This is a genomic window from Embleya sp. NBC_00888 (genome assembly GCF_045207655.1).
In the GTDB taxonomy this organism is placed as follows: Bacteria; Actinomycetota; Actinomycetes; order Streptomycetales; family Streptomycetaceae; genus Embleya.
In genome coordinates this window covers 1,263,332-1,283,246 of sequence record NZ_CP108785.1, presented here as the reverse complement: position 1 = coordinate 1,283,246, position 19,915 = coordinate 1,263,332, and the positions used below count along the sequence as shown (strand labels likewise).

At 70.3% G+C, this 19,915-nt stretch carries 17 protein-coding genes and 2 pseudogenes; 10 read left to right on the top strand and 9 right to left on the bottom strand.

The annotated features are described in order from the left end of the window. The first annotated feature begins 390 nt into the window (after positions 1-390). On the top strand, positions 391-1,251 hold the full coding sequence (locus OG948_RS39870) for a SigB/SigF/SigG family RNA polymerase sigma factor (protein WP_406300553.1): 861 nt from the start codon (positions 391-393) through the stop codon (positions 1,249-1,251). 149 nt (positions 1,252-1,400) lie between these two features. Here the strand turns inward: OG948_RS39870 and OG948_RS39865 are convergent. The 4 genes and pseudogenes from OG948_RS39865 to OG948_RS39850 all read right to left on the bottom strand — a co-directional run. Then, positions 1,401-1,583: pseudogene (locus OG948_RS39865) on the bottom strand (hypothetical protein); the annotation flags it as partial. 47 nt (positions 1,584-1,630) lie between these two features. Then, a complete protein-coding gene (locus OG948_RS39860; RefSeq protein WP_331769862.1) occupies positions 1,631-2,671 on the bottom strand; it encodes an iron-containing redox enzyme family protein in 1,041 nt (346 codons plus the stop codon). Further along, positions 2,668-2,856 carry a CDGSH iron-sulfur domain-containing protein gene (locus tag OG948_RS39855; RefSeq protein ID WP_331773453.1) on the bottom strand — a complete coding sequence of 63 codons (189 nt, stop codon included), beginning with the start codon at positions 2,854-2,856 and terminating at the stop codon, positions 2,668-2,670. Before OG948_RS39855 ends, OG948_RS39860 begins: the two co-directional genes overlap by 4 nt. A gap of 34 nt (positions 2,857-2,890) precedes the next feature. Next, the gene (locus OG948_RS39850; protein WP_406300552.1) at positions 2,891-3,553 is read right to left on the bottom strand and encodes a HemK2/MTQ2 family protein methyltransferase; all 663 of its coding nucleotides are present in this window, start codon (positions 3,551-3,553) and stop codon (positions 2,891-2,893) included. Positions 3,554-3,824: 271 nt separating this feature from the next. On the opposite strand from OG948_RS39850, the gene OG948_RS39845 reads away from it, so the two are divergent. Together OG948_RS39845 and OG948_RS39840 are read left to right on the top strand one after the other, a co-directional pair. Further along, a complete protein-coding gene (locus OG948_RS39845) occupies positions 3,825-4,364 on the top strand; it encodes a DUF4303 domain-containing protein (protein ID WP_331769860.1) in 540 nt (179 codons plus the stop codon). Positions 4,365-4,819: 455 nt separating this feature from the next. Then, on the top strand, positions 4,820-5,152 hold the full coding sequence (locus OG948_RS39840) for an Lsr2 family protein (protein WP_331769859.1): 333 nt from the start codon (positions 4,820-4,822) through the stop codon (positions 5,150-5,152). Between the two features lie 340 nt (positions 5,153-5,492). Here OG948_RS39840 and OG948_RS39835 read toward each other — a convergent pair whose 3' ends face one another. Together OG948_RS39835 and OG948_RS39830 are read right to left on the bottom strand one after the other, a co-directional pair. Then, the gene (locus OG948_RS39835; RefSeq protein WP_331769858.1) at positions 5,493-7,154 is read right to left on the bottom strand and encodes a hypothetical protein; all 1,662 of its coding nucleotides are present in this window, start codon (positions 7,152-7,154) and stop codon (positions 5,493-5,495) included. A 166-nt stretch (positions 7,155-7,320) separates the two neighbouring features. Continuing rightward, complete coding sequence (locus OG948_RS39830; RefSeq protein ID WP_331769857.1) at positions 7,321-8,697, bottom strand: VWA domain-containing protein; 1,377 nt, start codon at positions 8,695-8,697, stop codon at positions 7,321-7,323. 234 nt (positions 8,698-8,931) lie between these two features. On the opposite strand from OG948_RS39830, the gene OG948_RS39825 reads away from it, so the two are divergent. Further along, positions 8,932-9,123, top strand: a complete 192-nt coding sequence (locus tag OG948_RS39825; RefSeq protein WP_331769856.1) for a hypothetical protein — start codon at positions 8,932-8,934, stop codon at positions 9,121-9,123. Positions 9,124-9,132: 9 nt separating this feature from the next. Further along, positions 9,133-12,321: a BTAD domain-containing putative transcriptional regulator gene (locus OG948_RS39820; protein ID WP_331769855.1), complete on the top strand. Its 3,189-nt coding sequence runs from the start codon at positions 9,133-9,135 to the stop codon at positions 12,319-12,321. Here the strand turns inward: OG948_RS39820 and OG948_RS39815 are convergent. Next, the gene (locus OG948_RS39815; RefSeq protein ID WP_331769854.1) at positions 12,248-13,039 is read right to left on the bottom strand and encodes an ABC transporter permease; all 792 of its coding nucleotides are present in this window, start codon (positions 13,037-13,039) and stop codon (positions 12,248-12,250) included. The two genes, OG948_RS39820 and OG948_RS39815, sit on opposite strands and share 74 nt — an antisense overlap. Then, a complete protein-coding gene (locus tag OG948_RS39810) occupies positions 13,036-14,007 on the bottom strand; it encodes an ATP-binding cassette domain-containing protein (protein ID WP_331769853.1) in 972 nt (323 codons plus the stop codon). The genes OG948_RS39815 and OG948_RS39810 overlap by 4 nt, the downstream gene beginning before the upstream one ends. 321 nt (positions 14,008-14,328) lie before the next feature. Here OG948_RS39810 and OG948_RS39805 point away from each other — a divergent pair, with 321 nt between their 5' ends. The 5 genes from OG948_RS39805 to OG948_RS39785 all read left to right on the top strand — a co-directional run bounded on the left by OG948_RS39805 (position 14,329) and on the right by OG948_RS39785 (position 18,969). Continuing rightward, complete coding sequence (locus OG948_RS39805; protein WP_331769852.1) at positions 14,329-14,637, top strand: hypothetical protein; 309 nt, start codon at positions 14,329-14,331, stop codon at positions 14,635-14,637. A gap of 181 nt (positions 14,638-14,818) precedes the next feature. Then, a complete protein-coding gene (locus OG948_RS39800) occupies positions 14,819-15,799 on the top strand; it encodes a sigma-70 family RNA polymerase sigma factor (RefSeq protein ID WP_331769851.1) in 981 nt (326 codons plus the stop codon). 234 nt (positions 15,800-16,033) lie between these two features. Then, complete coding sequence (locus tag OG948_RS39795; protein WP_331769850.1) at positions 16,034-16,444, top strand: SgcJ/EcaC family oxidoreductase; 411 nt, start codon at positions 16,034-16,036, stop codon at positions 16,442-16,444. 742 nt (positions 16,445-17,186) lie between these two features. Next, a complete protein-coding gene (locus tag OG948_RS39790; protein ID WP_331769849.1) occupies positions 17,187-17,537 on the top strand; it encodes a MerR family transcriptional regulator in 351 nt (116 codons plus the stop codon). Between the two features lie 199 nt (positions 17,538-17,736). After that, a complete protein-coding gene (locus OG948_RS39785) occupies positions 17,737-18,969 on the top strand; it encodes a PP2C family protein-serine/threonine phosphatase (RefSeq protein ID WP_331769848.1) in 1,233 nt (410 codons plus the stop codon). Between the two features lie 359 nt (positions 18,970-19,328). On the opposite strand, the pseudogene OG948_RS39780 reads toward OG948_RS39785, so the two are convergent. After that, a pseudogene (locus OG948_RS39780) lies at positions 19,329-19,688 on the bottom strand (ATP-binding protein); the annotation flags it as partial. Positions 19,689-19,915 lie beyond the last annotated feature (227 nt).

Here is a 19,915-nt window from a genome sequence, read left to right as displayed (position 1 = left end):
GACACGATGAAACGGGCTGTGGTCCGACTCGGAGTACACGAGTCGGACCACAGCCCGTTTCGGCATCCTCTACCGATTTCCGAAACGGCGCCCGGGTAGCGAGGCCGTGATCCCGAGATGAATTTCGATTTCGGGGGCAGGGGCCATGCCACGGCCGGGGCCGCTGTGACCCGCAGGGAATCCACACTCCCACACGGTGACCTCGGTCTCCGCCGTTTCCGCCGACACACCGCGCCGCCGCCCGCGAGGGGCATCGGGCAACGCAAATGCCGGCACTCCGGCGGTGGCGGCCGGATCGGTGACAAGACCCACTACTGCAAACGGGTGTACCCGACGCGGTGCCGGGCAGGTAGCACCCGCGTCCATCCGACCAACGAAGGGGATGCCCAGATGAGCCCGAGTACCGTGAGCACGACCGAGACGACCGCCACCGAACGGCACATGCCCTCCGTCGGCCTCCCGACGACGGAGGACCTGGCGAGCATGACGGCGACGGACGCCCGGGCGATGTCCAAGGTGCTCTTCGATCGGCTGAAGGTGCTGGAGGAGGGCACGCACGAGTACCAGTACGTGCGCAACACCCTCATCGAGGTCAACATCCCGCTCGTGCGCTACGTCGCCGGGCGATTCCGGGCGCGCAGCGAGACCACGGAGGAGATGGTCCAGGTCGGCACGATAGGCCTGATCAAGGCCATCGACCGGTTCGATCCCGCGTTCGGGTACGAGTTCCCCACCTTCGCCATCCCCACCATCTCCGGCGAGATCAAGCGCTTCTTCCGGGACACCTCCTGGGCGGTGCACGTCCCGCGCCGCCTGCAGGAACTGCGCCTGGAGCTGGCCAGGGCCCGCGACGCGTTCACCATCGAACACGATCGCGAACCCACCACGGCCGAACTCGCCACCCTCACCGGGACGAGCGTCGAAGAGGTCGCCGAGGGGCTGACCGCATCGGCCGGCTACACCGCCGCGTCCCTGGACGCCCCCGCCGGCGACGACGACGGACCGGCCCGCTCGTACAGCGCGCAGGCGTCGTTCGTGGACCCGGGCTTCGACATGGTCGAGAACCTGCACGTCCTCAAACCCGCCATCGCCGCCCTCCCCGAACGCGAACGCGACATCGTGTCCATGCGCTTCGGCCAGGAGATGACCCAGGCCGAGATCGGCGAACGCCTGGGCCTGTCCCAGATGCACATCTCCCGGCTGATCTCCCGCATCCTCGACAAACTCCGCGCCGAACTGATCACCGCCTGAGCCCGGGGTTGTCCGGTCCTTCGAAAGTCCGGACCGGCCTCGATCAGGCATTCCCGCACCGTGTCGAACGCCATGGCCGGACCGGCTCGAAAAGCGTGTATGGCGATGGCCTCCGCCATCGGCGCGTGCGTGGTGTCCGGCACCATGACCACCGTGCCGGAGTCCTCGGGCATCGCGAGCATGCGCAGGGCGTAGCGTCGAAAGGCATCGGACAGCGGCAGCGGAACGACCAGGAGGTCACCCGGTCCGGTGAGCCGGATCTTGCGGGACGTCTGCTCCGACCAGCGCCGCGGGATCGACGTCTCGCGGAGGTCGACGGCCGGGGGCGACACGAAGTCGGCCAGGATCAGGAGCCCGCCCGGGTCTCGATGTTCGGCGATCACCGTGTGCCCGCCCCGGGCGGGGGAGTGGCTCCCGATGCGAAGGCGTCGGCCTCTCGGGAACGCAGGGAGCTTCGGCCCTCGTTCCACGCGGCGAGCAGGTGTGCGGCGAGACGGTCTTCCACGAGAGCGGTCGCCCGGATTCCGAACACGAGGTCGCTTTCGAGGTCGGGTTCGTGTTCCAGCAGTCCCGCCACGACCTCGCGTCGCATGAGCTGTTCGTGGACGGCGTCCGCCTCCACATGTTCGGTGTAGAAGAAGGCGCAGGCAGGGTCCGCGACGTCCAGCCGCCGCAGCGCCTCGGCCAGGCGGGCCGCGCCGGGTGGCGAGCCGATCTCGATGGCGGCGAACTGGCCGACCGCCATCGCCCGGCGCCCCCGGTGCAGCCCGAACAGTGACATGAGGTTGACCACCGCGAGCATGGGCGCGGGCACCCGGTCGAGATAGAAGCCGTACGTGGCGTCCAGCCCCAGCCCGCGCATGAGGTCGGCGAACAACCGCGCGTGCATGCGCTCGGCGCGGCCACCGCCGTATTCGTCGAACTCGACCGTGAGCACGCCCGCCTTGGCCCGCCCGGTCAGGCGCGGGATGAGCCACGCCTGGGGGTCGGCCTCTTTGAGGTGGTAGAGCGAGCGGTGGACGACGTACTCGCGGAACTGTTCCACGTTGCCGCGGTCGAGCAGATGGTGGCTGACGCCGCCGCGGTCCAACGGCTCGATCAGCAAGGGCGCGAGCGCGTCGTCCACACCGGCGTCGGCGGCATCGACGTTCGCGCGCAGGGCGCGCAGGAACGCCCCTTCGAGGCGGCCCCGCAGGCGCAGCAGGTCGGGATCCCACTCCCACCCGGCGTCCACCCCCGCGAACGAGCGGTAGTGCAGCTCGTAGCACGCGTACAACGCGAGTTGGAGGTCCTCGCCGAAGGGATCCGCATCGACCTCGGCCTCGGGGGTTTGCATACCGGGTTCGGGCGGTTTGCGCAACGCGGCGACGATGGCGCGGGACAGGGGGCCGCGGGGGGTGGGCAGTTCCGGTTCGGTCATGGCTGCTCCCGGACCGTGCAAGCCGCGGCCGGTGGCTCGTTGGGGAGCCGGTGGGGTCGGTGGCTGGTGTCGCACCACGGCGGTCGACGGGTGCGGCGGCACGTGCACAGCGCCACGATCCGCCGATCGGAGGATGCCGTGCTTCCGTCGGCCAGGAGCACTTCCACCGGCCCCTCGATCAGCATCGGACCGCCGTCGACCACCTCGACGCGGCGTGTCTCACGACTGGGAATCGCCACGGATGACCACCAATTCCTCTTCTCGGCAGCCGGGCTTCACCAGACCGCGTTCCTCCAGGAAGGCCGCGCGGGCGGACAGGACGGGGCCGAACGGTTCGAGGCTGCGCGCGACCACGCGGGCACGCAGGCCGACCGACTCGAGCAGACCCAACGTCGTGCCCACCCCGCACAGCGCCGAATGCACCACCAGCAGCGTCCCACCGGGGTTGAGGTAGTGCGGAACCTGGGCGCAGAGGCGATCCAGGACCAGCCGTCCGTCCGTGCCGGCCTCCCACGCGCGGGAGCGGCCACGGACGGGGGCGTCCTCTTCGGCGGAGGGCACGTACGGCGGGTTCGCGAGGATGACGTCGAATGTTTGGCCCGCCACGGGTTCCAGGAGGTCTCCGCGCAGTACGTTGACCCGGCGCCGACGCCAGGCGCTGTTCAGGCGGGCCGTCCAGACGGCTTGGCGAGAGACGTCGATCGCGGTGACCCGACACCTTCCGGACGGCGCGGACGCGGCCGCGAGCGCCACGGCGCCGGTGCCGGTGCCGACGTCCAGAACACGATCGGACCGGTGCAGATCCTGCTCGATGAACGCCGACGCCAACAGCTTGGTGTCCGCCTGGGGACGGTAGGTCCCCGGCAAGCGCAGCATTCTCATTACCTCCGGCTGCCCGGCCCGCCCTGGGCGAAACTCCATGATCGCCGCGCTGCCGGGAGCGATGCGGAGTCGACGTCGAAGGCACAGGGTGATCGATCGGTCACGGTGGGATCGCGACGATCCGTGGCACCGTGCGAATACGCCCCCGTCGTAGGCCGCCTCGACCACGACGGGGTACGTTCCACCCGCACACCGGCCGCCCCCGCCGGCGCCCTGGACAGCGTGGGCGGGGGCTGCCGGGAATCCGTACGCACGCACACAGGGAGTCGACGTGACGCCGACCGAAGCGGATCTCAGCGAAGCCGTGTACCAAGCCGCCCGCGCCGCCATCTCGGACCTGTTTCGGGAATATCCGGACCACGACTTCTACTACTGCGCGCTGGTCACGCCGGGTGAGGCCTTCGGCCCGTCGTTGTCGGCCTGGTCGACCCAGGCCCTGGCCGCTGCGGCGGGCGGCTCGGCGGCGAATGCCGAGGAACTGCGGTGGTCGTACGCGGATTCGCCGTTCTGCACCTACGGGGAACGGCATCTCGCCCCGATCCGAAGCCTCTTCGACGCCCGACCGCAGGTCTTCGAACTCTCCGACGACGAGGGGGAGGACGAGTACGAACTGCGGTTGCGCGCGATGGTCACGGCGATGGCCCGGCTCGACGCGGAAGGGCTGTTCGGCGACGGCGAGCGGCGTTTGTCCATCGTTGCCGTCGTCGAGGTTCCCGGGGACGAGGCCGACAACGTCGCCCGCGCGTGCGCCCTGAACCCCCCGGCGGCCGTCGCGGCCTACAAGGACGCGTTCGGTCCGCTGGACGAGTGATTCCGGGCGTTGGCGGTCAGGCGGTGGTTGGCGGTCGGCGACCGGGGAGGCGGCGTCGGTTTGCCAGGCGGTCCGATGCCGCGTCGACGGCGCCCGCGGTGCGCTGATGGCGCCTTTGCGAAGTCGTACAGGGTTTTGCGCGGGTGGGAACTCGCATCGGCCTTCCTGCCCGGTCCGACAAACCACCGCCGAGGAGCCATACGCGTCACGCCGGTCGTGGTGGCGCCCAAAACCGTCCCGCTGCTTCAGGCTTATCGGCCGGTCCATCGAACGACGAACAAGTCGCGAGGGCGCGGCCGGAATGGCGCCGGGGTGGCCGGCGCGTCAGCGGATTCCTGCCCGGGATGACCGCGACCGAGGCCACGACTTTCCCTGACCGGCGACTGAGACGACGTGAAGTCGGACCTGATTCTCCGTTACGATTTCCTTCTTCCCAGGAAGGGGATTCTCCGAAAATGGCTCAGCGCGTAGTCACGTTGTTCATCGATGACATCACCGGCGACGAAGGTGAAGACATCGCGACGCACACCTTCAGCCTGGATGGCGTCAGCTACGAAATCGACCTCGGCCAAGACACCTACCAGCAACTGCTGGACTCTCTGGGCCCGTACTTCAGGGCCGGCCGCAAGGTCGGCACGTCGCGCCGCACCAAGGCCGTACGTTTGGCAGCGGGCGAGGGGCCGGACCCGGTGAAGGTGCGGGAGTGGGCCAGGTCGCAGGGCCTTGACGTCAACGCCCGCGGTCGGGTTCCCGCCGAACTGGTCGAGAAGTACCGGGCCGCGCACTGACCGACCGAGCCGGAGCCGCTCGGGATCTACCGTCGCGACGGGTGCCGACCGATCGCCCCCGCCAACGGTCCTGCGAGGCAACGGCCCGCACATACCCTGACGGTCTGCCGGGATCCGACGGGTGTCATGACGATGCGGGCAAAACCGATAAGGGTGGGCGGGCGCCCCTCACGGCGCCCACACGATCGCTTCGTGGCGGGCCGGCTCCCCGCGATGGAGACAGGAGACGGTTTCGACCGCGCGTCGGTACCGTCTCCTGTACGTCGGATGGGTACGCGGTGATGGGCGACCGGACGACCCTTATCGGCGAATCATCCGACTTGCCGCGCCTGGTTCCGGTTCAAAGGCGGATGGCGAAGATGCGGCCGAAGGCACGGATCACGGCTTCGGACAGGTTGATTTCGAAAGACGCGGCCGTGTGGGATCCGAATTCGTCGAGACTCGATTCGGGGAATGACTCCCTCGTGCGCATCGCGAGGTCGATGTGGTCGGACCAGGCCAGATCCAACTCCGTTCGAAACACCTCGGCGCATGCAACCCGCCACGGTGCCTGCTCGTCCGCGTACCGCTCCGCGTAGCGGCGGGCGAGCGAGTCCACGGTGGCCGAGTGCCTCAGGACGCGATGCGCGCGCTCGAGACCGCGCATTGTCGTCTCGAGCAATCCGACGATGTCGGAGGGTGACCCGCCGTCGGGCGAAACCGTCGCCCGCGCAGTCCGGTAGCGCTCCTCCAACTCGGCCAAGACGTCCCATCGGTGCAGCTGTGTCGTGCTGTGGACCGCAACCCGATCCATGACGTCGACGTACTGTGTGTCGACACCCCGGAATTCCGGCGCGCGCAGGTCCACGACCTCCAGCCCGAAGACCGCCTCGAGAACGGCGCCGTAGGACACCGTCGACCGGCAACCCCCGCGAACGGTCGCATACTTGCGGAAATGCGCGCGGACGTTGGCCGCCTCGAGAATTCTCTGCCGCTCCTCGACAACCAGACCCTCGCGGGCGGCCAGCGCCTGATGCAGCCCGGCCTCGTAGGCGGAACCCGTCGGAAGCGCGCCTTCGGCAATCGGAACGATGTGCCCTTCCACGACGTGGTAGTCGATGCCGACCTCGAAGCACTCGTGCGCGCGGACCGACAGTTCGGCGTCGACGGCCAGGTCCATGCGATCCACCGGCGAACTCCGCTCGGTGATTCCGAAGTAGTCCCACAACGCATCCAGCGCCCTCGGCGTCAGCCGAGCCCTGACAAGCTCCTCGTCGATCGTGTAATCGGCGTCCTCGTCCAGCGTTCGCACCCACCGAGCCAGCGCCGCGTATCGGTCCGGATTCGACGTCGCAGGTCCGGTGATCCGAATATCCGAGTCACCGCCTTTGATCAAGACGGTGTCGATCTCTTCCACGAACGCGACGCATCGATCGTCGACGAAGTGGCCGTCGGTGACCGGTGCCATCCTCGGCGAGTCCATGACCAAGGTGTCGTACGACCCGTAGACCACGTCCGCCGCGTACCGACGCCGTCGCTCTTCCGACACCGGTTCCATGAGGTCGACCCGGTGCCATGGTTCGACGTACGCGGACCGGATTCCCGCGAGATCGAAGTACTCCCGCGCGATCTCGTGGCAGTGCGCGGCCCGTTCGGCATCGCGGGCGAAGACATGCACGCGGCGCCCCGCAGCGACGTGGACGTGGATCGGCACGATGCACGCGACATCGAATTCCAGGCCCGGATGCGCTGCCGTGCGATCCAGCACCGGTCCGTCGATCATGGCCAGCACGCCCGTTACGAAGTCCGTGTCGAAGTCCCTGCCCGTGCTGCGGGACAGGGTCTCGATCGCCACCGCAACAAAATCCACCACCTCGTCGTGGTGACTCCCGGCGCCCACCGTCCGCGCGTTCGCCGCCAAACGCTTGTGCAATTCGGCATCGGTAACGCCAGGAAGTGCCGATCCGGCCCGCGCGATGTCAGAGGCGTCCGTGTCTCTCGGGAGAATGCGATCGACTGCCATGTGTTCCGCCTCGAAGCCGCGAAATGTCGTCCGGAATCCCGGATTCTGCGTCCCGGCAAGGTAGCAGCCGACTCGAGTCCGCGTTCGAGTCGGCTCGGCGTCGAATGGTTCGGCGCGCCGATGGTCGCCGGGCGGCCCCGCGCGCACGGCGTGCGGGGCCGCCTCCTCAAAGGACGTTCTTGCGACGGGCGGCGGTGATCCAGGTCGGGAACTCGGAGAGCAGCCGGTCGTAAAGCTCTTGATCGGGAACGTCGCTGATGTCGTCCACGGCGAAGAAGCCGACGTTGTCGACGCGGCGGCCGCGCATGGTGTCGAGGCGCCGCAGTACGCCGTAGTCCGCGTTGCCCAGGCCCACGAACTGCCAGAACATCGGTTCCGTGGACGCGTCCTTGAGTTCACGCTTGATCTCGTTGTTGCGATAGACGCCGCCGTCCGAGAAGAACAGCACCAGGGTGGGAGCGGCGGACGGATGCTCCCGGACGTACGAGCGAACCTCGGCGATCACCTTGTGCTCTTCGTTGCCGTAACCGACCGCCGCCATGTCGACCTGACCCGCTTGCAGTTCCTGCTCGGACTCGTCCCCTCCCGGACGGACGTGGAGCCGGAGCCATTCGGGGAGTTCACCCACACGCAGGTCCGGAAGGCGCGCCGGGTCCGAGGCGAACGTCCAGGCCTGCATCACACCGTCGTCCTCCAACTGCGCGGCCACGGCCGTCATGCGCTCCACCACGTCGGCGACGACACCGCGGGAGTAGAGCCAGTCCATGGAGCCGGACGCGTCCATGACCAGGATCACTCGGGCGGCGATCCCCGCCGCCGCCCCGTGCTTTCGGAGACTCACCGCCACCTGCTCCTTGCGAAGCGAAAGGCGATTGCGCATGTCCACGGGCAACGCCTCCGCGCCGTGCCCGACCGGCTCGGCGACGGGCACCGTCGCCGACACGGACGGGGGCTGGGGAGCGACCGGTTGACCGGGAGCCGGCGGGGACGCGGCAGGGTCGGTCGTCGGCTCGTCGTGCACCGCGATGCCGTAGTCCGCGGCCAGCCCGGCGAGCCCGGAGGCGTACCCCTGCCCGACCGCGCGGAACTTCCACTGCCCGTGGTGCCGGTACAACTCACCGCTGACGAAGGCGGTCTCGATCCCGCCCTCCATGTCGAAGCGCGCGATCTCGGCCGACGTCCGCGTATCCAGCAACCTGAGACTCAGGTCCGGCACATGACCGAAGGTGCCACCCTCGGACGACGCGCACAGCAGGACCCGTTGTATCGCGTCTTCCACGACGGCCAGATGGATCGCGAGCGTGTCCGTCACGCCGTCGGCGGTCTTCTCCTTCCCCAGATGCGTCACCGCCTCGGACGGGTGGCGCGGCTGGTTGTAGAAGACGAAGTCACCGTCCCCACGCACGCGTCCGGCGTCCGTGAGGAGCAGCGCGGACGCGTCGATGTCGGGTACCCCGGGGCCTTGGGACCACGAAAGCTCGGCACGGATTTCCGAGGAATCGACGGGCAAGTTGGCGCCTTGGCTCAATGTTGGAAGTTTCATGGCGCAAGTTTGCCGAGTGCCCGACGCCCCGCTGCGATCCGGGTCGACCCGTCGTGCTGCGGGTCTCGGTCGCGGGGTCCCCCGATGCGACGCAGCGCCCCGTTGGAGGACTACAAGTACCGCATGGCCATGACGTCCGCACCGGTCCGGCGAGCTACCGGACGGGACGGGCGGTCGTCCGTCGTCCGCCGTCGGCCGGGGCCGGCGGCGTGGCGTCGGGGGACCGTGGGGCCGTTGTCGAAGGAAGCGCAGGGATGGGGCCGACGCGCCGAGCACGACGAGTCCGCGCTCGCCGTTCGGCACCCGGGTCGGGCCGGACCCGAGGTGTACGAGTTCGGGTACGCCTTGGACGGCATGGTGGGGCGTAAGCCCCCGCAGCGGGAGTTCGGCCCGCAGCGGGGGTTCCGGCGGCCGGGCCTTGGCTAATCTGCACGGGTGACCACCGACTTGACGCTGTTGCCGCGTGTCGCCTATCGCGGACGGGAGGTCACGGCGCCGCGGCTCCGTGCTCTCCTCGCGCTGCTCGCGGGTGATCTGCGTACGGGTTGCAGTACCGAGCGTCTGGTGGAGGGGCTGTGGCCGGACGAGTTGCCGGAGCGGCCGGCGAAGGCGGTGCAGGTTCTGGTGTCCAGGGCGCGGGCGCAGTTGGGTGCCGGCGTCCTGGCGAGCACGCCGACCGGATATCGGCTCGCCCTCGCCGAGGATCGGGTCGACAGCTCGGCCCTGCTGCTGCACGCCGCCGCGAGCGCGGACCGGGCCAGGGCCGGGGACCACGCGGGGGCGCTGGCGGCGGCCGAGGCCGGGCTCGCGTTGTGGGAGGGCACCCCGGGCGGGGCCGGCGCCACCGACGACCCCGTGGCCGCGCTGCGCGCCGAGCGCGCCCCCGTTCGCGGCTCGCTCGTACGTGCGCGGGCGCTCGCGCTCGCCCGGCTGGGGCGCTACGCGGAGGCGGTGGGGCCGCTGGCCGCGGCCGCCGCGGAGCATCCACGCGACGAGGAGGTGCTCGCCGAGCTGCTGCGCGGCGAGGCGGCGACGGCGGGCCCCTCCGCCGCGCTGACGCGGTATGAGGCGTACCGCCGCGAGCTGCGCGAGGAACTCGGCTCGGATCCCGGCGGCGGGCTCCAGGCCGTACAGCGGGAGCTGCTGCGCACCGAGGCGCCTGCGGTCAGGCGCGGCGTGCCGCACGAGCCGAACCGGCTGCTGGGGCGGGACGAGGACATCGCGGCGGTGGATCGGCTGCTGCGCGCATCTCGCGCCGTCACCGTCGTGGGACCCGGTGGCCTCGGCAAGACCCGGCTCGTGCACGCCGTCAGCCGCCGGGCCGGGCAACGCGCGGTGTACTTCGTGCCGCTCGCCGGCGTCACCGCGGACGAGGACGTGGCCGCGGAGGTGGTCTCCGCGCTCGGCGCGGGCGAGGGACGGCCCGGCGCGCTGAGCGGCCACGCCCCGGCCGACCCGGTCTCCGCCATCCTCGGTGTGCTCGGCTCCGGGCCCGCCCTGCTGGTTCTGGACAACTGCGAGCAGGTCATCCGGGGCGCCGCCGACCTCGTACAGCACCTGGTCGCGTGCACGAAGGACCTGCGGGTGCTCTCCACCAGCCGATCCCCGCTGGACCTCACCTCGGAGGCGGTGTACGCGCTGCCGGAGCTCGGTCTCGACACCTCCATCGAATTGTTCACGCAGCGGGCCCGTGCCGCCCGGCCCGGCGTGGAGCTGCCGTCGGACACGGTGGCCGGGCTGTGCCGCCACCTCGACGGACTGCCGCTCGCGGTGGAGTTGGCCGCGGCGCGGGTGCGAGTGCTGTCGGTCGCGGAGATCGCCCGCCGCCTCGGCGACCGATTCGCACTCCTTCGCGGCGGGGCGCGGGACGCGCCGGAGCGCCACCGCACCCTGCACGCGGTCGTGGAGTGGAGCTGGAACCTGCTCGCCCGGGACGCCAGGGCGGCGCTGCGCGCGCTGTCGATCTTCCCGGGCGGCTTCCTGGGCGAAGCGGCGGAGCATCTCCTCGGCCGGAACGCGCTGTTCCTCCTGGAGCAGGCGACCGATCAGTCGCTGCTGACCGTCACTGACACCCCGGCCGGCGTGCGGTTCCGGATGCTGGAGACGGTAAGGGAGTTCAGCGCGGCCCGGCGCGCGGAGGCGGGCGAGGACGACGAGGTCATCGGCCGATTCCTGGCCTGGGCGCGGGACTTCGGGGTCGCCCACCACGACTGGGTATTCGGCTCGGAACCGCGGACCGCCTGGGAGCGGATCAGGGCCGAGCAGGACAACCTCGTGTCGGCGCTGCGGCACGCCCTGGCTCGTACGGACGGCCCCACCACCGCCGCCCTCACCGCCGTCCTCGCCGCCCTGTGGTCCACCGACTCCAACCACCCCCGCCTCACCGCCCTGGCCGCGGACACCGGTCCGCTGCTGTCGCGCTATCGCCCAGAGCCCCAATACGTCGAAGTCGCCCGCGCGGCGGCGGTGTTGAGCATGGCGAGCCTGTTCATGGACTACGGTCCGCACGCCGACGTCACCCGTCGGCTCGTCACCCTGCGGCGACTGCCGCCGGCCCCGCCGGACACGCTGCTGCGCGCCACCGCGGCGGTGCTGAGCGCGATCCCCGAGATGCTGCCTCCCGACTACGGCGTACTGCACAGGCTCTGCGACCACGAGCAGCCGCTGGTCGCCGGCATCGCCGAGTGTGTCGCCACCTATGTCTGGGAGCACGAGCACGACATCGACCGCGCACTCGCCTCCGCCCGCCGGATGACCGCCGCACTGGCTTCGGCCGACAACCCGTTCCTGCGGCTCATGGGTCATTCCCGGCTGAGCGAGCTGTGCTTGAGGACCGGGCAGGGCGAAGCCGCGTACAGACACCTCGAGGCGGCGCTCGAGCAGCTGCCGCGGCTCGGCGACGCGCACGACTACATCGGCATCCGCTCGGCCCTCGCCCTCGCCTGCCTGCAGCGCGGCCACTACGACGAAGCCGAGTACTGGCTGGGGCAGGCCCAGGGCGACAACACCCCACGGCACGATGCCTTCTACAGCCCCGACCTCGGCGCGCGCGCCGAGATCGCGCTCGCTCGCGGACTGACCGAGGCGGGGCTCGGCCTGTGGCGCAGCGCCGTGGAGCGGATGTCCGAGGCCGACACGATGCATGGCGGCGACCCCTGGCTCGACCCGTGGGCGCTGCAGATCCAGGCGGCGGCGGTGACGGCGCACGCGCACGCCGGCCGTCTCGAGCCCGTCGCGGAGCTGGTCGTTGGGTTGCGGCAGCGGCTGTGGACGCTGCTTGCCGGCCCGTCCCGCACGCCGGTGGAACTCCCTGTGTTCGGGACGGTGCTGCACGCGCTCGGCGTGTCGGGGCTCGCGGCCGGCGACGCCCGCGCCGTGCGGATGATCGCCCTGGCCGAACGACTGCGGGTGCTGCGCGAGTTCGCGCCGACGATGTCGGGGGACCGCGCCCGGCGGGTGGCCGAGGACGCCGACCGGGTGGCGTACGCCGAAGCGGTGTCGGAGTACGCCGCCCTGGGGCGGGACGAGCTGCGGGAGGCAGCCCGCACGCTCATTTCGGGTCGCGGCGGAACAGCGCATTCGACCAGTGGCACCCGAGGGCGGTCAGGCCCAGGCACCAGATGAGCGTGATCCACGCGTTGTCGCCGATCTCGGTGCCGAGCAGCAGGCCGCGCAGGGTTTCGATGGCGGGGGTGAACGGCTGGTATTCGGCGATCGGCTGGAACCAGCCCGGCATCGCGTCGATGGGCACGAAGGCGCTGGAGATGAGCGGGAGGATGATCAGCGGCAGCGCGTTGTTACTGGCCGCCTCGGCGTTGGGGCCGGCCAGGCCGATCCCGACGGCGATCCAGGTGAACGCCACGGCGACCAGGGTGAGCAGGCCGAACGCCGCGAGCCATTCCAGGGCCGTGGCGTCGGTGGACCGGAAGCCGATGGCCACGGCGACGGCGCCCACGAGGACGACGCTGATGACCGCCTGTAGCACGCTTGCGACGACGTGCCCGATGAGCACCGCCCCTCGATGGATCGCCATCGTGCGGAAGCGGGCGATGATGCCCTCGGTCATGTCCATGGACACGGAGATCGCGGTCCCGGCCGGGGTGGCGCCGATGGTCATCATCAGGATGCCCGGGACGAGATAGGCGATGTAGCCGGCGCGATCGGCGCCGCCGCCGTCGATGCCCGCGCTCATCACGTCGCCGAAGACGTAGACGAAGAGCAGCAGCAGGACGATCGGCGTCAGCAGGATGTTGAGGGTGAGGGAGGGGTAGCGCCGGGCGTGCAGGAGGTTGCGGCGCAACATCGTGTTCGAGTCGCGTACGGCGAGGGTCAGGGAGCTCATCGGGCGACTGCCTCGGGTTGGTTGGGGACGTCGGTGCCGCCGGTGAGGGCGAAGAAGACGTCGTCGAGGTCGGGGGTGTGGACGGTGAGTTCGTCGGCTTCGATGTCGTCCGCGTCGAGGCGGTCGAGGACGGAGCGCAGTTCGCGTTGGCTGCCGTCGCTGGGGATCTGTAGGGACAATGTCTCGTCGTCGCAGGTGACGCCGTGCAGGGCGGCGGCGGCGCGTTCGTAGGCGCGTGGGTCGGTGAAGCGGAGTCGGACGTGTCCGCCGGAGACGAGGCGTTTCAGCTCGTCGGCGGTGCCCTCGGCGGCGATCCTTCCGTCGTGGAGCACGGCGATGCGGTCGGCGAGTTCGTCGGCCTCGTCGAGGTATTGGGTGGTGAGGAAGACGGTGACGCCGTCGGAGACGAGTTCGCGGATGATGCCCCACATGTTGTGGCGGCTGCGCGGGTCCAGGCCGGTGGTGGGCTCGTCGAGGAAGATGATCCGCGGGTCGCCGACCAGCGTCATGGCGAGATCGAGGCGGCGTTTCATGCCGCCGGAGTAGGTGGACGCGGGCTTCTTCGCGGCCTCGGTGAGGTCGAAGCGCGCCAGCAACTCGGCGGTGCCGCGGCGTCCCTCGCGCTTGGGGAGGTGGTGCAGGTCGGCCATCAGGAGCATGTTCTCCTCGCCGGTGATCAGGCCGTCGACGGCGGAGAACTGCCCGGTGACGCCGATCGCGGCGCGGACTCCGTCGGGTGAGGTGGCGACGTCGTGACCGGCGACCCGGGCCTGTCCGCCGTCGGCGCGGATGAGCGTGGAGAGGATCTTGACGGCGGTGGTCTTGCCGGCGCCGTTCGGGCCGAGCAGGGAGAAGACGGTGCCGGTCGGCACGGCCAGGTCGATGCCGTCGAGGACCGTCCTGCCCCCGTAGGCCTTGCGCAGGCCCTCGGCCGCGATGGCCGGCGAGTGTGATGTCGTTGTCGTCATGCCGCAGAGGTTGCGGCAGGACGCATTCAGCGTGGTTTCAAGACGGTTTCAGCGCCCTGAAATCGGGCGACGGGGGGCTGCTTCGACGCCCCGTTCCCGCACCGCGCCGGTCCGCCGCACCGACCCGCCCACGAATCCTCGTGGTTGACGACCATTCGGTGGGTGCGGTTGTCCTCCCGGTCGTTTCAGCCCTCGTCGTCGTTCGTTGCGGTCTGCTTCGCTCGCGGTGTACGGCAATCGTGGAACGAGGCGAACGGCGTTGCGGCACAAACCCGTTCCCGGAGCCCGTTGTTCCGGTCCCGCGTTCCGACCTCGGATAGGATGACGTATCCGAGGTCGGAGACGACCCCGAACGGCACCGGTCCGGGAAGGGAGTCCGCCATCACCACCCCCGATCCCTCGGTCCGCGACCTTGCCGGGGACCTGCGCGCCGCGCTCACCGCCGCCCGCCGTGCTCTCGACGCCGCGCATTGGCGCGCCACCCGCGACGCGGTGGATCTCGCCCGCGACGTCGACGCCCTCAGCGGCGCGCTGCGCAACCTGATCGCCGCCGCCGAACCCCTCGGCCACCCCGAGGAGAAACCCCTCGCCGCCGGCCCGGCCGTCCCGCACCCCGAGCCGCGCAGGTGAACGAGATGATCGCGCCGGGCGGCGCCCCGGAGGTCGTCGACGCCGAACCGCTGCCCGCCGAACCCGACGGCGCCGGTGCGTGTGCTCGCGCCCTGGGACGCGGTGACCTCGACCGTGCTCACCGCGTCCGCCCGGGCGGCCGAGGAACACCGGGACGACGTGCGCCCGCGATGGTGCGGGCGTGACGGCCGAGAGGGAAGGCTTCGATCGTCTGGTCGAACCGTTCCGTTCGGAGTTGCCGGCGTACTGCTACCGGATGCTCGGCTCGGCTCACGACGCCGAGGACCTGGTCCAGGACACGTACCTGAGGGCGTGGCGGGCGCGGGAGCGGTACGACGAGACTCGCGGTTCGCTGCGTACCTGGCTCTACCGGATCGCGACGAACGTCTGTCTGACCGCCTTGGGGGCCCGCGGCCGCCGACCGCTGCCCTCGGGTCCGGTGGCCGCGTCGGAGCCGCTCGCGCCGCTCGTGCGGGGAGAGAACCTCGCCTGGCTCCAGCCCCTGCCGGACTCCATGGTGGACGCGGGGGATCCGGCCGGGATCGTGATCGACCGCAGCAGCCTGCGACTGGCGTTCGCCGCCGCGCTGCAGCACCTGTCGGCGCGTCAGCGTGGTGCGTTGATCCTGCGTGACGTGCTCGCCTTCTCCGCGTCCGAGGCGGCGGAAATCCTCGGCACCACCGTCGTATCGGTGAACAGTTCTCTGCAGCGGGCGCGTACCCGGATGAAGGAGGTCGGGGGCCGGCAGGAGCGTCTCGGCGAGCCGTCGACGGCCGAGCAGCGCGCCTGGGTCGATCGCTACATGAAGGCGTTCGAGCAGGCCGATGTCGAGGGTCTCAAGCGGCTGCTCACGGAGGACGTGATCATGGAGATGCCGCCGATGCTCAACTGGTTCGCCGGCCCCGGCAAATACGGTCTGTTCATGGAGTGGGTCTTCGAGGCGGCCGGAACGGACTGGCGGCTGAAGCCGGTCGCGGCCAACGGCCAGCCCGGGTTCGCCGCCTATCGGCGCGTCGGCGGCGGATACGAGCTGCACACGCTCCAGATCTTCACCGTCACCGCCGCGGGCATCAGCCGGAATTCGGTGTTCCAGGATTCCGAGGTCTTCGCGTCCTTCGGTCTGGCGGCCCGGCTCGACTCCCGGGGACTCGCGACCACCTGATCGCCGCCGAGGTCGACCGATGGTGAGGCAGACCGATGGCGCGCACGGGAAGCCGTGGTCGGACTGCTTCGTGTCGGGGTACGGCCCGGAGGTGATACCCGGACGGCGACCCTTCCGGATCGGGCACGCCTGCGACGGATTTTTGCCGCGGGCGCGATGAGTTCCGACCCCGCCGCCGGTATGTAGTGACGAGTTCGCCGGAATCCCCGGCGAACCGATCACGAGGGAGATCCGATGTTCGACAGTCGTGCGGAAGACAGGGCCGCCATCCAGGCCGTCCTGGTCGACTCCTACAAGGCGTGGGAGGGCGGGGACGCCGAGGGCATGGTCGCCGACTACACCGCGGACGCGACCGCCATCATGACCGGTTCGCTCCGCGACGGCCGTGAGGTGATCCGGGAGAACATGGCGCCGGCCTTCGCCGGGCCGCTCAAGGACAGCTCGACCTACAACAGGCAGCTCAGCCTCCGCTTCGTCGGTAGGGACGCCGCGATCGTCGTCAGCGAATCCGGCATCCTGTTCCCCGGCCAGAGCGAGGTTCCGGACACGGGCAAGGTGAACGCGACCTGGGTCTTCGAGAAACAGGACGGCCGGTGGCTCATCGCCGCCTATCACAACAGCCCGGTGCCGGCACCGGGGCAGTGAACCCGTCCCCGTAACCGGCACAGTCGGCGAGTCGGGCATGTGGCCACCCACACATGGTGGTTGGGGGCCGGCGGCGAGCGTGCCGCGTCTCGGCGCGCCCGCCGCCGGCCCCGCACCGCGGTGTCGTCCGCTCGCGACGGGAGGGAAGTTTCCGCCTCCGATGACGCTCGAAAATCTATCGTGGCGGGAGTAGACATCGTGGAATTCGGTGGGTATGTTTTCTCTCGTAGCCAAGCGAATCAGTGAGGCGCGACAGAGACGAACTGGCGCGCGTTGTTGAGGGTTCGACAGCAGAGTCCCGGGGCCGTGTGTTGTTCGGCGAAGGGTTCCGGAGGCTGGTTGTCGGGCCGAGGAGAAACTGAGGGCGGCCCACGGGCCGTCGTGCAGGACGAGCAGTAACCCGGCAGTACCTGCAGTTCGGTTGTACCCGCGGTGGCATTACACGTTGCACAACGCCAGGAAAGGAAGGAGTGAACGCCATCCGGATCGCCCGCTCGGTGCGGTGAGGTTGTTCGGCCGAGCGGGATCCGTCGAGAACACCGGTACGAAAGGTGGTCCGCGGTCACGCAATTGCGATCCCCGCAGCCCCGCCACGTGAGGCGGATGCGGAACAGGTAGGCCGACACGTCGGTGTCGGTGGATGGTGTGGATTTCTTTCGGGGCCCTGGTGCCGTACGGCACCAGGGCCCCTCGACGCGTTTCCCTGACGACTTTGACGAATGTGAACTCAAGAGAGGCGCCGATGGCCCCCGATTCCGGCTCGACCCCAGCCAAGCCCGACAGGCTCGACGACGACGACTACCCCGCCTACACGATGGGCCGCGCGGCCGCGTTGATCGGCGCCTCCCAGGGCTTCCTGCGCGCCATCGGCGAGTACGGCCTGATCACCCCCCTGCGTTCCGAGGGCGGCCACCGCCGCTACTCCCGCTACCAGTTGCGCATCGCCCAGCGCGCCCGCGAACTCGTCGACCAGGGCACCGCCGTCGACGCCGCCTGCCGCATCGTCATCCTCGAGGACCAGTTGGAGGAGGCCCTGCGGCTGAACGCCGAGCTGCGCGACGCGGCCGGGACCGCGTCCGACGAGAAGCACTGACCCACCGAAGACGCCGAGGCGCGGCGCCCTGTCGGGCGCGCGCCCGCCGGGCCACCCGAGAGAGGCCGGGGGCGGGCTCCGTGACAGTCCCGGAGGCCATCTCTGTTACCTTCGGATGTTGCCCGAGCGGCACGAGTCGACCGACGTCGTCGTGATCGACCGTTGGAGACGCGGGACTCGAATCAGGACAGGATGCCGTGTGAAGCCTCTTTCGAACGGTGCGGCCACGACGGGCGGGCTGCTCCGGGCAAGTCGGCACGCCGTCCTGGAGGATCTTCCGGACCTGATCGCCGCGCACGCCCGACCGCTGGGTCTGGCCCACCCGCTGGTCTACCTCGTGGACGTGCAACAACAACTGCTCCGCCTGGTCCCCGGCCGAGGAGAGCACGCGGGCGGAGCGGACGTGGTCCCCGAGGCGGAGCTTCGCATCGATGCCACGCTGGCCGGCCGCGCCTTCCAGAGTGTCGAACTCGTCGAGTCGCCGGCAGGCGCCGACGACGTCGACTCCGGCGCAGCGCCCACCAGGCGTTTGTGGCTGCCCCTCGTGGACGGCGCCGAACGCCTGGGCGTCCTGGGCCTGGAAACCGACGACACCGACGACACCGTCCTCGACAAGGCGCTCGACCTCGCACTCCTGGTGGGGTTGCTCCTGGTGAGCAAACGCGCCTACAGCGACACCTACGAACGCCTGGTCCGCACCCGCCCGATGGGTCTGGCCGCCGAGATGCAGTGGACCCTGATGCCGCCCGGTTCCTTCGCCGGCGCTCAGGCCACCGTCAGCGCGGCCATGGAACCGGCGTACGAGATGGGCGGCGACGCGTACGAGTACGCCGTCGACGGGGACACCGCCCACCTGGCCGTCTTCGACGCCATGGGCCACGACACCTCCGCCGGCCTCACCGTCGCCCTCGCCCTGGCCGGCTGCCGCAGCAGCCGCCGCCACGGCGTGGGCCTGGTCGAAACCAGCGAGGCGATCGAGGCCGCGCTCGTGGAACAGTTCGGCCGCAGCCGCTACGCCACCGCGATCATCGCCGAACTCGACCTGCTCACCGGCGCCTTGACCTGGGTCAACCGCGGCCATCACCCACCGATCGTGATCCGCAACGGCCAATGGGTCGCCACTCTGGAACGCCCGCCCGCCCATCCGATGGGCACGGACATGGGCCTGCCCGTCAGGTTGTACGACGAGCAGCTCGAACCCGGCGACTGGCTCCTGCTCTACACCGACGGCGTCACCGACGCCCGCAATCCCCAGGGCGAGATCTTCGGACTCGACCGGTTCGTCGACTTCGTCATCCGCCACATAGCGGATGGCCTCCCCGCCCCCGAAACCCTGCGCCGGCTCATCCGAGCGATCCGCGAGTACCACCACGACCGTCTCCGGGACGACGCCACCATCCTGCTCCTGCAATGGCACGGCGCCGGCACCTGATCGCGGCGAGCCGGGGAACATCCCGAGCCCGGCCCGTCCGGCTCGTGCCGCGGGTCGGACCACGGCGAGGACATCACATCCGCGAGCAGCGGGCGCGGATTCCCGCGCCACAACCGTCGCATCCGTTGCGTCACCGAGGGCGCCCAGCCGCGCGCCGACCCGCCGATCGAGCCGACCCGTCGCCACACCCGCACCGCCGATCGAGCCAGTCGCGCTCCTCGGTGGGCCGCCGCCGGGCCCGCCCGGCGTAGCGGGCGAAGGGCCGCTCGGGCCCAGGCGGCGCTCGTTCGGGCGGCGCGCACCGGTCCCGGGCGTGGGTTCGCGTCGGGGCGATGGGCGTCGAGGTCGGCCCAGACGGTCTTGCCGGCCCGGTGTGTCCGAACGCCCCAGTCGGTGGTGATGGTGTCGAGGATGTGCAGTCCGAAGCCGCCCTCGTGTTCGGCGCCGGTGTCGCGGCGCGTCGGCATTCGGGGATCGGTGTCGGAGACGGACAACCGTACGCCGCGTCGGGTCCGGCGCAGGACCAGTCGCACGTCCCCGTCGGTGTGCAGTTGCGCGTTGGTCAGCAGTTCCGAGGCGACCAGGACGACCGCCGCGACGTGGTCCTTGTCCCAGCCCCATTCGGTGAGAGTGGTCCGCATCGCGTTGCGGGCTCGACCGCAAGCCCCGGTCTGTCGTGGCACGCGCCACCGGACGAGGGAACGCCGAAGTCGAGGCATGACCTTCCTCACAGGCACGTGGGTGGACGGCGGACGGTACTCCGGGTCGACTTCGACATACGGGCCCGCCGAGACCGGGAGTGCCACCCCTGCTCTCGTCCGGACGGCGATGGGCGCGGCATTCGAGCGGGAGAGCGCGAATCCTCCCGGAATGCGGTGACCTGCCAGCTCGTACCCATCGGCGATCCTTCCCCGAGGTCGACGCCGTCGTGCCGGACGCCTGCCCG

What these genes read in the sequence shown, in the direction of transcription:
- OG948_RS39870 (WP_406300553.1), top strand. Translation starts at nt 391, where the DNA reads ATGAGCCCGAGTACCGTGAGCACGACCGAGACGACCGCCACCGAACGG.
- OG948_RS39860 (WP_331769862.1), bottom strand. Translation starts at nt 2,671, where the DNA reads ATGACCGAACCGGAACTGCCCACCCCCCGCGGCCCCCTGTCCCGCGCC.
- OG948_RS39855 (WP_331773453.1), bottom strand. Translation starts at nt 2,856, where the DNA reads ATGCTGATCGAGGGGCCGGTGGAAGTGCTCCTGGCCGACGGAAGCACG.
- OG948_RS39850 (WP_406300552.1), bottom strand. Translation starts at nt 3,553, where the DNA reads ATGAGAATGCTGCGCTTGCCGGGGACCTACCGTCCCCAGGCGGACACC.
- OG948_RS39840 (WP_331769859.1), top strand. Translation starts at nt 4,820, where the DNA reads ATGGCTCAGCGCGTAGTCACGTTGTTCATCGATGACATCACCGGCGAC.
- OG948_RS39835 (WP_331769858.1), bottom strand. Translation starts at nt 7,154, where the DNA reads ATGGCAGTCGATCGCATTCTCCCGAGAGACACGGACGCCTCTGACATC.
- OG948_RS39830 (WP_331769857.1), bottom strand. Translation starts at nt 8,697, where the DNA reads ATGAAACTTCCAACATTGAGCCAAGGCGCCAACTTGCCCGTCGATTCC.
- OG948_RS39815 (WP_331769854.1), bottom strand. Translation starts at nt 13,039, where the DNA reads ATGAGCTCCCTGACCCTCGCCGTACGCGACTCGAACACGATGTTGCGC.
- OG948_RS39810 (WP_331769853.1), bottom strand. Translation starts at nt 14,007, where the DNA reads ATGACGACAACGACATCACACTCGCCGGCCATCGCGGCCGAGGGCCTG.
- OG948_RS39805 (WP_331769852.1), top strand. Translation starts at nt 14,329, where the DNA reads ATGACGTATCCGAGGTCGGAGACGACCCCGAACGGCACCGGTCCGGGA.
- OG948_RS39795 (WP_331769850.1), top strand. Translation starts at nt 16,034, where the DNA reads ATGTTCGACAGTCGTGCGGAAGACAGGGCCGCCATCCAGGCCGTCCTG.
- OG948_RS39790 (WP_331769849.1), top strand. Translation starts at nt 17,187, where the DNA reads ATGGCCCCCGATTCCGGCTCGACCCCAGCCAAGCCCGACAGGCTCGAC.